Annotated in this window: 15 protein-coding genes; 3 read left to right on the top strand and 12 right to left on the bottom strand. The window is 59.0% G+C overall.

Going from position 1 to position 12,679, the window contains the following annotated elements:
- The first annotated feature begins 1 nt into the window (after position 1).
- Positions 2-403, top strand: a complete 402-nt coding sequence (locus INR77_RS03250) for a PaaI family thioesterase (protein ID WP_255574045.1) — start codon at positions 2-4, stop codon at positions 401-403.
- 5 nt (positions 404-408) lie between these two features.
- On the opposite strand, the gene INR77_RS03245 is transcribed toward INR77_RS03250, so the two are convergent.
- On the bottom strand, positions 409-918 hold the full coding sequence (locus INR77_RS03245; RefSeq protein WP_223072509.1) for a flavin reductase family protein: 510 nt from the start codon (positions 916-918) through the stop codon (positions 409-411).
- A 217-nt stretch (positions 919-1,135) separates the two neighbouring features.
- On the opposite strand from INR77_RS03245, the gene nhaA reads away from it, so the two are divergent.
- Positions 1,136-2,362, top strand: coding sequence for a Na+/H+ antiporter NhaA (gene nhaA, locus INR77_RS03240; RefSeq protein WP_223072508.1), 1,227 nt, complete (start codon positions 1,136-1,138; stop codon positions 2,360-2,362).
- 4 nt (positions 2,363-2,366) lie between these two features.
- Complete coding sequence (locus INR77_RS03235) at positions 2,367-3,233, top strand: alpha/beta fold hydrolase (protein ID WP_223072507.1); 867 nt, start codon at positions 2,367-2,369, stop codon at positions 3,231-3,233.
- A gap of 4 nt (positions 3,234-3,237) precedes the next feature.
- On the opposite strand, the gene INR77_RS03230 is transcribed toward INR77_RS03235, so the two are convergent.
- The 11 genes from INR77_RS03230 to INR77_RS03180 are packed head-to-tail and all read right to left on the bottom strand — an operon-like array spanning position 3,238 to position 12,619.
- Positions 3,238-3,615 (bottom strand): hypothetical protein, encoded by a 378-nt coding sequence (locus INR77_RS03230; RefSeq protein WP_223072506.1) that lies wholly within the window; start codon positions 3,613-3,615, stop codon positions 3,238-3,240.
- Positions 3,616-3,631: 16 nt separating this feature from the next.
- Positions 3,632-5,059, bottom strand: coding sequence for a flagellar filament capping protein FliD (fliD, locus tag INR77_RS03225; RefSeq protein ID WP_223072505.1), 1,428 nt, complete (start codon positions 5,057-5,059; stop codon positions 3,632-3,634).
- A 30-nt stretch (positions 5,060-5,089) separates the two neighbouring features.
- Positions 5,090-6,226, bottom strand: a complete 1,137-nt coding sequence (locus INR77_RS03220) for a flagellar biosynthesis protein FlhB (protein ID WP_223072504.1) — start codon at positions 6,224-6,226, stop codon at positions 5,090-5,092.
- Entirely contained in the window at positions 6,226-7,038 is an 813-nt protein-coding gene (locus tag INR77_RS03215) for a flagellar biosynthetic protein FliR (RefSeq protein ID WP_223072503.1), read from the bottom strand. The genes INR77_RS03220 and INR77_RS03215 overlap by 1 nt, the downstream gene beginning before the upstream one ends.
- 16 nt (positions 7,039-7,054) lie before the next feature.
- A complete protein-coding gene (locus INR77_RS03210; RefSeq protein WP_223072502.1) occupies positions 7,055-7,327 on the bottom strand; it encodes a flagellar biosynthetic protein FliQ in 273 nt (90 codons plus the stop codon).
- A 6-nt stretch (positions 7,328-7,333) separates the two neighbouring features.
- Complete coding sequence (gene fliP / locus INR77_RS03205) at positions 7,334-8,134, bottom strand: flagellar type III secretion system pore protein FliP (RefSeq protein ID WP_255573896.1); 801 nt, start codon at positions 8,132-8,134, stop codon at positions 7,334-7,336.
- 2 nt (positions 8,135-8,136) lie between these two features.
- A complete protein-coding gene (locus INR77_RS03200; protein ID WP_223072501.1) occupies positions 8,137-8,439 on the bottom strand; it encodes a flagellar biosynthetic protein FliO in 303 nt (100 codons plus the stop codon).
- The gene (locus INR77_RS03195; RefSeq protein WP_223072500.1) at positions 8,436-9,086 is read right to left on the bottom strand and encodes a FliM/FliN family flagellar motor switch protein; all 651 of its coding nucleotides are present in this window, start codon (positions 9,084-9,086) and stop codon (positions 8,436-8,438) included. Before INR77_RS03195 ends, INR77_RS03200 begins: the two co-directional genes overlap by 4 nt.
- Positions 9,083-10,015: a FliM/FliN family flagellar motor switch protein gene (locus INR77_RS03190; RefSeq protein ID WP_223072499.1), complete on the bottom strand. Its 933-nt coding sequence runs from the start codon at positions 10,013-10,015 to the stop codon at positions 9,083-9,085. The genes INR77_RS03195 and INR77_RS03190 overlap by 4 nt, the downstream gene beginning before the upstream one ends.
- A complete protein-coding gene (locus INR77_RS03185; protein ID WP_223072498.1) occupies positions 10,012-10,590 on the bottom strand; it encodes a flagellar basal body-associated FliL family protein in 579 nt (192 codons plus the stop codon). Before INR77_RS03185 ends, INR77_RS03190 begins: the two co-directional genes overlap by 4 nt.
- Positions 10,591-10,624: 34 nt before the next feature.
- A complete protein-coding gene (locus tag INR77_RS03180; RefSeq protein WP_223072497.1) occupies positions 10,625-12,619 on the bottom strand; it encodes a hypothetical protein in 1,995 nt (664 codons plus the stop codon).
- Between the last annotated feature and the right edge of the window lie 60 nt (positions 12,620-12,679).

The raw sequence follows: 12,679 nt of genomic DNA, 5'->3' as shown, positions 1-12,679 counted from the left end.
AATGGGCGACCCGCGTTTTCATCCTCCAGCTGGCGGCTTGGTCCCACATATGGGGATCACCCTTATCGGCGAAGGCGAAGGCTGGCTTGAAGCGCAGATGGTTATTGGCCCTCAGCATTTGCGCTCTGGCGCGAAGGCCCTGCACGCCGCCTCAATGATCGCTTTGGCGGATAGCGTTTGTGGCTTTGCAGCGGGCAATGTTCTTCGTGAAGGCGCGAAGGGCTACACCACGATCGAACTAAAATCGAACTTCCTTGGCACCGCTAGTGAAGGGACATTAATCGGACGGGCTGACGCAGAGCATTTGGGACGCACAACGCAAGTTTGGAGCTCGACCGTCACACACAAGGAAACAGGGCGCAAATGCGCGATCTTCCGCTGCACTCAGATGATCTTGTACTAAAGAGCTTACGCTTTGGGCGCGCTTGAAAATATACCTTTGTAAAAGGCGAGCGCTTGATCGTCTTCGGCAGGCAATTCGCTCAGCCCTGTAACCTCTCCTACAAGCATCGTATGATCGCCAGCCGGATGCTGCGCATGGGCGCTGCATTCGAAATGGGCAATCGCGCCCTGAATGACCGGTAGCCCGGATGCGCTGCGCGCAAAGTCGCCATCGCGCACGGCGTAATCAGCCCGTGAAGCATAGGTTATCGCCTTTTCATGCTGACCTTGGGCCAGAACGCTGATCGAAAACCTCTGCGCCTTTGAAAATAGGTCGAAGCGGCCCGATGAATTGTGCAGGCTCCAGCACACAAGGAGCGGCTCCAGCGACACTGACACAAACGAATTGATTGTCATCGCAGCAACACTGCCATCAGGCGCATCCAATGCCACAACGCAAACGCCCGTGGGGAAATGCCCCATAAGCGAGCGGAAGGTGGCCGGGTCCGGCGAAGAGGAAGGTTGAGTGTCGGGCAAAAAAGCTGTGTCCAGAAAAGGTGAAGGCGCGGAATCGACAAAGCGCGCTCACTTGTCAATGCAAGAAGCCCCTCGAGCGTTCCCGCCTTCTCGCTTCATTACGAATGCATGGAGCCTAGGCCGGGCGGCCTATTGCAAACAGCACCCCGGAACTCAGATGAATTTCAAGGATTGAACCTTCCACACACCTTCCAGCAGCGTTTGGGGAAATGGCACGATGATCGACCGGGTGAGCGCAGCTCTTAAAGACTTCCTCAAACAGGAAAGCGCAGGGGGAATTGTCCTCATCGCCGCTGCTGCTCTCGCTTTGCTGATCGCGAACAGCCCGCTTGGCGACGCGTATTTCGGGACGCTGTCCACTAAGCTCAATGTGTCTTTCGGCGAGTTTGCGATCAACAAATCGCTGCTTTTGTGGATCAACGATGGGCTAATGGCGATTTTCTTCTTCCTCATCGGTTTGGAAGTGAAGCGCGAGATTTTGGGTGGCCAGCTGTCAAGCTGGGACAAGGCCTCGCTCCCTCTGGCAGCAGCCATTGGTGGCATGGCGCTGCCTGCGCTTGTGTTCGTTGGCCTCAACTGGAACTCGCCTGAAAGCATCAATGGCTGGGCCATTCCCGCGGCGACCGACATCGCTTTTGCGCTGGGTATCCTGTCGCTTTTGGGGCCCAGAGTACCCGTTGCAATGAAAGCGCTTTTGCTCGCCATTGCGGTTATTGACGACATTGGCGCGATTACGGTGATTGCGCTCTTCTACACCGGCGAGATCAAGCTCGATATGCTCGCTTGGGGCGCTGCGATGTTAGGGCTGTTGTTTGCGCTTGGACGACTGCGGATTGCATCAGGCATCCCTTACGTCATTTTGACCGTCATCATGTGGGTGTTCGTACTCAAATCGGGCGTCCATGCGACGCTTGCAGGCGTGACGGCGGCGATGATGGTGCCTATGGTTGCGCGCGACGGGTCGCATATGCTCGAACACATGGAGCATGGCCTGCACAAATGGGTCGCCTTCGTCATCATCCCGATTTTCGGTTTCGCCAATGCAGGTGTCAGCCTTGTCGGCCTGTCCCCTGCCGATCTGATACAGCCGCTACCACTTGGCATCGCGCTGGGCCTGCTCATCGGCAAGCAGCTGGGCATTGTCGGCTTTGCCTGGCTCGCGGTAAAGGCAGGCATCGCCAAGCTTCCCGAAGGCGTGAGTTGGCGCAAGGTCCACGGGCTTTCCTTGCTCGCAGCAATCGGTTTCACCATGAGCCTTTTCATCGGCAACCTCGCCTTCACCGATCCTGAGACGGGGCCTGCGCTGATTGACGCGGTGAAGCTGGGCGTGTTGTCGGGATCTGTCGTGGCCGCTGTTGCAGGGTTCCTGCTCTTGCGCTCTGCTTTGCCAGAGAAAGACGCTCAGGGCTTGCCAGAGGAGGGTGCGGCAGGGCAAAGCGCCTGACTGTATGACCCGCACGCAGCCCAAGACCCGCCACATTAAGGCGGGCGACATCACCCTTGCTTATCACGAATGGGTAGCGCCTTCCTCGTCAAACACTGTGCTGATCGCCCATGCAACAGGCTTTCATGGGCGTTGCTACGATCCGATTGCCGAGAGTTTTCCAGAGCACCGCGTAATCGCGGTTGATCTGCATGGCCACGGCCAGTCAACGGGTGAGCCGATTGACGACTGGCAATGCGTGGTCGATGAGCTTTGCGACCTGGTAGATGCGCTTGGGATCAAGAGTGCAACAGGCGTGGGCCATTCGATGGGCGGCCATGCGATGCTGCGAGTGAGCGCGGCGCGACCCGATGCTTTCTCGCAACTGGTGCTGTTCGATCCGGTTATTCTAGCCCCTGAATTCTATGAAGCCGGCGTGCCAATGGTGCCCGAAGGCGAAATGCACCCCACTGCGCGGCGCAAGCGCGATTTTGCCTCGCCACAGGAAATGATCGAGCGCTTCGCCACCCGTGAGCCTTACAGCCTGTTTCGCCGCGACGTGTTCGAAAATTACTGCCGATATGGCCTCACGCCTTGTGCGCAAGGCGGTTACGAGCTTGCTTGCTCGCCTGAAATGGAGGCGAGTATGTATATGTCGAGCCTTGCCGGCGCGCCGTCGATTGCGGACGCGGCCCGTGTGTCGGTCCCTGCTACTATCGTGCGCGCGATGAAAGGCGAGAAAGGCGATTTCAAAGGCTCTCCCACCTGGCCGGCCCTTGCAGCCCATATGCCACACGGGATTGATATGCACCGCCTTGATCGCACGCATTTCCATCCATTTGAAGACCCGCACGATGCGGCGCGGATTATCGCAGAGGCGATGGAAGGATAAAGCCTTAAGCGGCCTCGCGCGCAGCCTTTAACACATCGTTCAAATCATTGCGCGCGCGCACCAATTCAAGCAGCGAGGCCTTGACCAGATTGCGCGATAGGGTCGCAGCGATCCCGCCATAAAACTGCGTCAAGGCGCCGCTTAGAGGATTGTCAGGGGAAACCCCGCGCGCAAGCCACAGAACAATCGAATGCGCCCGCCCCACCGCATCATGCGGAATGGTGCCGGGACGTGCCTCGATTGATTTGACCGCAACGCCCAGCGACCCAATCGCCTCTTCAAGGCAAATCCGGGTCAGATCTTCATTCGCCGTTGCCTCAATCCGCGCGTCGAGTTCAACCCGGCGATAGGCGCTTGCGGCATCCTGTCCCAATGGCTTCATGTCTCAACCGTCCTCATTAGTTCGACTGGCTAAAGGCATCGATCTGCTGTTGCAGGAAGCTCAAAGTCGATTGCGAGCTGGCGACCCTCGATTGAGCTGAGACGAAGCTGCGCGTCAAACGATTGCGAAGCCGCTCTTGATCTTCGGCAATATCGGCAAGGCGTTCGTCATTGCGCTCGATCTGCGCCTGATAGCGGGCGACCGAACCGCCAAGCGAGCCGGAGTCGGTGCTGAGCGTATTGTCGCGGGCCAGCTTATCAATCGTCGCAAATACGCCAAAGGCCCCGGCGGTAAACATGGCTGCTGCGCCTTCGGGCGAACGGGTAAGCGTTGCGTCAAGGCGCGCGCTGTCAAATTCAAACCTGCCCTCACGCGTGATCTTGAGGCCCAGATCCCCAAGCGTTGCGGGTTCATCGCCGCTCGCCGAAGGCATGACGGTGCGACTGGCAAGACCAGACAAATCACGGCGAAGTTCACGCGCGCCCTGATCGTTGGTGAGCGCCGCGCCAACCCCGGAGGACGCTTCGGCAAGAAGGCCCACCACATCATTGAGCGCTGCCACAAGATCGCCCATCACCGCGCTGATCGCGCCGGTATTCGTTTCAAAAGTTAAGGTTGCAGGCTCGCCCACATTGGTTTCGCGAAGCTCAAGCGTAAGCCCCTCAGGAAGACCTGTTACCGTGTTCGAGGAGCTGGTGATCTCAACCGTATCAAGCTCAAAAATCGCATCTTGCGCTGACTGGCGCAGTTCGCCCGCATCGCTGGCCGGATCCCAGGTGAGATAGCCAAGATCACCCGGCCCGCCCGCACCCGAACCGCCTGTGGGTTCAAGCACAAAGCCATTGGTTGCCCCGTCATCGCCTTTGATGACGAGCTGCGCGCCATTTGACCCCTCAGCAACATAGGCAAACAATTTGCCATCGCTTTGCCCTGTAATCTTGGATGCAAGCGAGGCGAGCGTGTCGGTATCGGTCACATCAATCGCTAAAGCGGTTTGCTCTGTATCTTCGGCAAAGCTCGAGCCGCTCACCGTGCCGAAGCGGATATTGAGCGTGCCTGCACCCACAAGATCGCTGCCGCTGGCAAAGCTTTGAGAGGCAAGGGTCTGGCCGCTTGCAAGCTGTGAGACTTCAAGGCTGTATGTGCCTTGCGGGGCAACCCCGCTGGTTGTGGTTATATCGGCAATCGATGGGTTCGTCAGGCTTGGCGACGGCGAAAGATCGCCATTGCGCACCCGGTCGCCAAGCGCGCTTGCCAGATCATTCAAGGTGGAACGAAGCACAGAAGCTGCTGAAATCCGCGCGGTCAGCGTTTCGTTGCGCGAATTGATATTGGCCCGCTGAGGGTCAAAGGTCGCCTGCGACAAATCGCTTGCGAGCTGAGTGAAATTGATGCCTGAGCCTGCGCCCAGTGCCTGAATGATGGAGGAGCCTTGATTTTCCATGCCTCCAAGGACGGGCGTGCTCGCAAATGCTTAAGGCGTAGATTTGCGGTTTCCATCCGCATCGAAGCGAAGGTCTTTGGGCACGTCAACCTGAGGCATTGGCACCCGGTCGCCGCGCTTGAGGCTGAGCACAAAGGCGACCAGCGCTGCAATCGCGATGTACAGTTCCTCGCGCACCATCTGATTGGCTCTGGTGGTGAAGTAAATCGCCCTTGCAAGTTCAGGGTAACGCAACACGGGCAAGCCCATCTCTGCCGCCATTTCGCGCATCGCAAGTGCGGTTTCGCCCCTTCCCTTCGCCAGCACAACAGGTGCAGGTGCGAGATCAGGGTCATAGGTCAACGCGACCGCAAAGTGCATCGGGTTCACCACCACAAATTGCGCATCTTTCATCGCCTTGCCCACGCTTCCTCGCGCCAGATCACGCTGGCGCTGACGGCGCTGGGCTTTCACTTCGGGCGAGCCTTCGGATTGTTTGTTCTCGTCCTTCAATTCCTGAAAGCTCATCTTGAGGCGCTTGTTTCGCTGAAACGCCTGGATGGGATAGTCGATTGCCGCGATAATCAGCAGGCCCGCCAAAAGCAGCAACACCAGCGAGCCAATCGCATCAAGCGCAAAGGCGACCTGCGCCTCATACGATCCGCGCCCCAATCCAAGGAGCGTCTCCAAATGCGTTGCCACCCAATAAGCGGCGAAACTTCCCATCAGGATCAGCTTGAGGATCGACTTGCCCAGCTCGATCAATCCTTGCGGGCCAAACATCCGTTTAAGGCCATTCAAGGGATTGATGCGCGTGCCCTTGGGCTTGAGATTTTGCGGGACAAAGCGCCCTTCGCCAAGCAGCAATTGGGTGGCAACAGTGATGATCATCACACTGACACCGATCACAAGGATCGGCGGCAAGACCGCAGCGCCCGCACGCCATGCAAGGATGGAGGGGTCAAAATCATGGGTGCGATCAAGCTCGAACTGGAAACTGGCAAGTGCAACGCCTTTCACCCCATCCAAGAGCCAAGGGCCGATAGCGACAAGCATGAAAATGCCGGTCGCAGTGGCAACGGCGGTCGCAACTTCCTTGGAGCGAAGGACATCGCCTTTTAGCGCCGCATCGCGTTTGCGCTTCGGAGTTGGATCAAACCGCTTTTCGCCTGACGTCTCATCAGCCATTAGCGCGCCCACCCTAGCTGATCGTAGAAGCCGGGCGCAAAAAGGGCTGCGGTTTGCTCAATCGCAGCTTCGATAACCATGGAGAGCTGCTCGACGAGGATCGGCATAGCAACGATCATCGCGGCTATCCCGGCGAGCGTGCCAGCGGGAAGGCCAAGCGCGAACAGATTGAGCGCCGGGGCTGAACGCGAGATTGTGCCGGTGATCAGCTGTACGCACAAAAGCACCAGCACAACCGGCAGCGCAATCGCAGCCGCTGTGGCGATACAATAGCCGGCAAAAAGAACCACATCGCGCGCCTGCTCACCCCCGAATGAGGCCGAGCCCGCGGGCAGCAATCGGTAGCTTTCGATCAAAAGCTCAAACCACAAAAGATGCCCGCCGATGGTGTAGAATAGCAGCGTCAAAATGAGCCCGAAAAAGCTTCCCAAAGCGCCCGATTGTGTGCCGCTTGCCGGGTCAATCGAGGTCGCGATAGCAAGGCCCATCGTGCCCGAAATCTGCTCGGCAGCAATCAACGGCACGGCAAAGGCGATTTGCAGGACAAAGCCCAGCGCAACACCGACCACGACTTCCTGAAGCACGGCGAGGACCGCGGCAAAGCTCATCATATCGGGAAGAACGGGGATGGGTATCCACACGCCGACAAACACCGCCATCACGAACGCGGCCATCACCCGCGCCGTGGCAGGCAGAACCATGCCGCCGACCATGGGCGCAGCGACCAAAGCTGCGCCGCAGCGGATGGAGAGAAACAAAAGCTGCCAAAGCTGTTCAAGCATGGTGTCAAAGCCAAAATCGAGGAAGGTCATCGCCTATGCCTTCCCGCTATCCGGACATCATCGCGACCTGCGCGAAAATCTCCCGCATAAAGTCGCCTAGCAGCGCCATCATCGTGCCGCCAAGGATCACGAAAACAACCGCCGTAATCGCGAGCTTTGGCACGAAGGTGAGCGTTTGTTCGTTCACAGATGTCGCCGCCTGAATGATCCCGACGATAAGCCCTGTCGCAAGCGCGCACAGCAGGACCGGCCCTACAATCAAGGCGGTCACCCACAAGGTGCGGTCCGCAAGGGCCAGGAGTTGAGCGTCTTCCTGCATCGCCGCCTACCCAAAACTCATCGCAAGGCTGCCCATCAGAAGCGACCAGCCATCGACAAGGACGAACAGAAGCAATTTGAAGGGAAGCGAAATGATCGTGGGCGAGAGCATCATCATGCCAAGGCTCATGAGCACGCTTGCCACCACAAGGTCGATCACGAGAAACGGCAGAAAAATCATGAAGCCGATCTGGAATGCTGTCTCAAGCTCGCTTGTAACAAAGGCAGGCATGAGGATGGAAAAGGGGATGTCGTTCCCATCCTCGAATGCGCCAACCCCGGCGATATCGGCAAACATGATCAGGTTCGCCTCGCGCGTCTGGCGCAGCATGAATTGGTGGAACGCATCGCCTGCCGCTGAAATCGCGGCATCCGCTTCCAATGCGCCGCTTGCATAGGGCTCAATCGCCACGGTGTTTACCATATCGAGCGTGGGGGCCATGACGAACAGGGAGAGGAAAAGCGAGAGGCCGACGAGAACCTGTGTCGGAGGCGATCCTTGAAGGCCCAATGCCTGACGCAGGATTGAAAGCACGATCAGGATGCGCAGGAAACTGGTCATCATCAACACGATTGACGGCAACAGCGACAAAAGCGTCATGATCAGCAAAAGCTGGATCGAGAAGCTTAAAGGCGTGTCCTCGCCCGCGCCATCTGCGCCCAAAGCGCGCTCAATCGCAGAGCCAATGCCAGCGGCATCATCTGCCACAGGTGCAGCGAACGCAGGCTCGGCCCCTGCGAACAGGGCTAAAAACATGGTTAACAAGACAAGGCCCAAAACCTTCGTGAAATGTGCGGGCAAGGCCATGACTAAAGCTCTGGTTGTGAGGGAAGAATGGCGGTCTTGGGGCGATGGTGCGTCTCCGCCTCGCCCAGCCGCACGATGCCATTGCGCGAACAGCCGAGCAGAATTTCGCGGTCATGAAACCGCACGACGGCCAGTTTCAAGCCCGGTGCAAGCAGATTGGTTTCAACCAGCTCAAGCGAGCCTGATCCGCCTTGCAGGCCGACCAGCCGCGTCTGGAGATAGCGGGTGAGCTTCAAGCTGCCCCAGATCATCAGCCCCAAAAGCGGCAAAAGCAGCGCCAGGCGCAAGAGATATTCGACCATCATTCGCCTGCCTCATTTGGTGGTGTGTCTTCGCCTTGCGCCTCAGCGGGCGGCTCGGGCAGATCGGCCAGCGCATCAGCGAGAGGGTCGCTAGCCGCTTCCTCAACAGGGGCATCGGTGTCAGGCGCCGCATCGCCCAGTGTTTCATCGAGTGCTGCTGCAAGCTCATCAATGTCCGCCGCATCAGCCGAAGCCTCAGCGGCCTCTTGCGGTGGTGCTTCTGCTGCCTGTTCACCCACCGCCGGCTCTGGTGCTGGCTCTGGCGTTGGCTGTGCCTGCGCCTCTGGAGTTGCGGGCGCACCGGGCATTGCCGCGCCGGAAACTGGCGCATCAGGCCGCGGCGGCGCGCTTGGCTGAGGCCGAGGCGGTGGGGGTGAGGGTGCTGGCGCATCGCCATTTGCAAGGCTCACAATGCGAAGCGCAAACTTCCCATCTTGCGCAATCACCTCTCCGTACGCGATCACTTGCCCATTGGCTGTGATTTCCAGCAATTCATCGGTCAGCCGATCAAGCGAAACAACGCTTCCCTCAGCAAGCGCAAGCACATCGCGCAAGGCCATATTGGTGCGGCCAAGTTCAACCGACAAACGCACTGACACTTCGCCCAAACGTTGGAGCGCAGGCGAAAGACCAGGGGTAAACGCATTCATAATGCAGCCCCTTCTGAACGGTGCGGCACATTGGTAAGGCGCAGAGCCATATGGTCCTCAAAAGTGCCCGGCACGCCGCGCGCGAACACATCACCGCCAATGCGCAATGGCAATTCGCGCGGGATATTGAGCGCAATCTCATCGCCCGGTTGCAGCCGTTCAATTCTGGCGAGTGGCAGTTCAAACTCGGTCAGAACCGCTTCAAGAACCAGTGGCACCTCTGCGAAAGGATCGGCGTCGGCATCTGCATTTTTCTGTGCGGCAAGAGCAGATCGGGTTGAATTGGCTTTAGGCAAAAGGTCGTCGAGCTGCTCGCTTGGAAGGGCGATCAGCATTTGCCATTCGATAAAGGCCCCCTTGGCGATGGTGACGTTAAGAACAGTGATCTGCGCCTCGGCGCTGAATGGCTTCAAACGCACAACGCTTTCAGAACGCACCAGAACCTCGCCGCGCGCTGGCTCACTGGTGGCGCGCGCCATGGCAATGACCTGCGCAACACTAGCGCCGAACTGCTCAACCAAGAGCCCTGCTGAACGCGGCAATTGGGCAGGCACACTTTCAGGCGCCGCGCCCTCTCCGCCGAACGAACAGTCGGTAAGCGCAATCGCGGTCGAAAAATCGAGGCTCAGCAGCACGGTCTGATCGCCCGTACCGATCCGCAAAAGCGTGTTCACCGCGCTCTCGCCGATTTTGGCAAACACCTGCGCTCCGGTCATTACCTCAAGCTCGCCGATGGTCACCTCAAGCTTTTCGCCTGTGAGGATTTGACCAAGCTCCTGCGCCAATTCGCTGGCCAGATCGCGCTTCCATGCAGCGATTGCGCCTTCGCGCTCCTCTGGACGCGGCCCGCGCCAGGTGAGCTCGGAGCAATGCTGCGCATAAGCGCGCGCACCGGCAAAATCAGCCGCAAAGGCGCCGGCCATGTTCATTGGACAAGAAGCCCCTTAAAGTGGACGTCATCCACCCCGCCAAAGCCCTCTTTCTCTTCCAGAACCTTATTGATGGCACCGGTCAGCCGCTTGGCAAGTTTCTCCTTACCTTCAACCGAATAAAGGTCGGCTTCGGGCGTTGCTGCAAGTTGTACGAGGATGGCGGAACGGATCGCCAGTTGATGATTGTGAATCCATTGTAAAACGCGCCCGTCACGCTGCGTCGAAGCAGCCAGCTCGACCTGAATCAGCCCGGCGGAATCTGCGAGGTTCGAGGTGAAGCTATCTTCAAAAGTGTAATAGGCAGTACGAAATTCATTGCCGCCTTCGCCATATACAACAGGCCCTTCGTCCTTTTCTGCGCCCGGCACAGGATAGGGTTCCGATTCGCCTTTGCGCACCAGTTCAGGATGGTTGGGACCGCTTGCACCGCCATCGCCAATCAGACCCGCTGCAAACGCACCATAGGCACCGCCTGCACCCACGACGAGCGCACCGACGATCCCGATGATCATCTTCATCCCGCCGCCGCCTTTTTTGCCGCCGTCTTCGTCTTCAGCCTTTGCGTCCGACATTGTTTATCTGCTCCATATCTCGCTGTCTCGTCGATCAGGCAAACCGCTCGCCATCACTGGCCTGTTTGCCCCCAGAAGCGCGTTGTTCGCCCGGATTCGACCTCAATTCATCGTCTCGGTTCTCGGTTTGCCCCCTGTATGGTTGAGACGTTCCTTGACCTGACCCTGTGGAAGACCCGTAGCGCGGGTCAGACTGCCAGCCGTGGCCGTGTGAACCGGTGGAATTGTGGTTGTGAGAGTTTGATTGAGCGCCGCTCTGATCCGAACCGCGCTGCCCTGCGCTGCTGGATGTTTCACTGCTCGCAGCAACCGCTCTTTCGGCAAGCGCATTCTGGATCGCGGGCACAAACCCGGGATCGCGCGCCGAAAGCGTCGCGCGAAGATCATTGCCAAGCGCTTCCAGCCGCATAGTGATCGCGCCAAATTCCTGGTGGCGCACTGTCAGCTCAGGCTTGCTTGCAGCGGCATTGCTGCGCGTTTCGGTGAGTTGCTCAATTGTGCTTTCAAGCTGTGCGGCAAGGCGCCCTGCATTCCCTGCATCGGGAGCTGCAACAGGGGCGCTTGGTTGGGACGAAGGCTGAGAGACGAGCGCGGAAGCGTTAGCGGGCTGGGATTGCACCAGATCGGCGCTTGCTGGCTGAGTGTTTTGAGCAGCGAGCGGGCTTGTCGGAACGCTTTGCGAGGATGAGCGCGATTGTGAAGTGGGCGCATCGTCAAGCCCCGCGCCTTCTTCCACCGCGACAAACGGCAGGGGTAGAGATCCATTCTGAATGACAGAGGCGCGCTCAGGTGATGGGCTTAGTGCTTTTTCAAGCGTGAGATCAACCGGCTTTCCCGCCACCCCGGTGGCAGTGTGCGGTGGAAGGACTGCGCCCACGAGCTGGGGCCGAGCGCTCGCTGCCATCGCAGCTGTGACAGGGGACTGGGACGCGAGCGGTGGTTCAGCTGCAGGAGCAGGCTGGACAGGGCGGGCCAGCTCTTTTGCCCTCGTCGCCTCAAGGGTTGCAGGCTGAGATTGCGTGCCCGCTTCTGTCCCTGCCCGCACATTCGCTGATGCCACGCGGCTTTGTTCGAGCGGCGCATCCGTGCCGGAGGATTTAGGCCGCGCGGGGTTGGGGGAGGCAGACAGCACGGAGGCAGACGGCACAGGGACAGACTGCGATGGAGCAGGCTCTAAAGGTTCAGGCGTGGTCTGAGGTGCAGCACGCGCCATCATTTCCACAGGTGGCCTGCTGCGAGCGATTGCGACCTCTTCGCCCTTCCCGATGGTCAGGCCGTTGCTTCGCGGACCAGCGGTAGGCGTCACCAGATCAGCAGGCTCAGCGCCATCTGCTTTTGCAGGCACGCGGTCATGAGCGCGCACAGTTGCTACTGGCTCATCGCTTGGCGCTTTCATGTCGGTTGGGGTGAGCGTGCTCCCATTGCTTTGCAGCGGAAGGCCGGGAGGCGATGGGGGGCGAGCCTCAGACGCTTGCCTCAGCGTCGCCGTTGGCGTTTGCGGATTTACAGGAGTGGGTGTTAAAACCGGGCTTTGAACGCTGACTGCATTGGGCGCGGTATCAAAGCCTTGGCGTAAGGGCGCGAGAGGCGTTTTCACAAGCGCTTCACCGGGCGAATTTGATCGGCCCGCCTGCCCTGTCACAGCCTGCCCTGCCCGCAGGATCAAGCCATTGCGCGCGGGTTCCAATGATCGCTCCTGACCCTCACCGTGCCCATCACCGTGCAAACCGGGCGGCAAGCCCATGCCGCCTTGTTGCAGCCCCTCTGGCAGCGCATTGCCGTGTGCAAGCGGAAGCACCAGAGCAGCAGGCGCGCTTGCATTGACATCGCCCGCGAGTTCATCGCCACTTGTGCCAGAGGCCAATGGACCTGCGTTCTGTTCGATCGAAGGAGCAATGGCCTGAGCCGTTCCGGCCTCGAAACTCCCAAGCGCAAGGCCAAAATTGACCGTTCCTACAAGCTCTTGCGGAGCAATCGCGGATTTTGGAGCAACAGGAGAAGCGGCGAAATTGGAAAGCGTAGGGATCAAGGCGGGCTTCCTTCGATGACTTGCGCGCCCCGATTAAGAGCGAGCGGTTGCTTAGGGTTT

The sequence above is a fragment of the Erythrobacter sp. SCSIO 43205 genome, assembly GCF_019904235.1.
Taxonomy (GTDB): Bacteria; Pseudomonadota; Alphaproteobacteria; order Sphingomonadales; family Sphingomonadaceae; genus Erythrobacter.
This window is presented reverse-complemented; position numbering and strand designations above follow the sequence as displayed.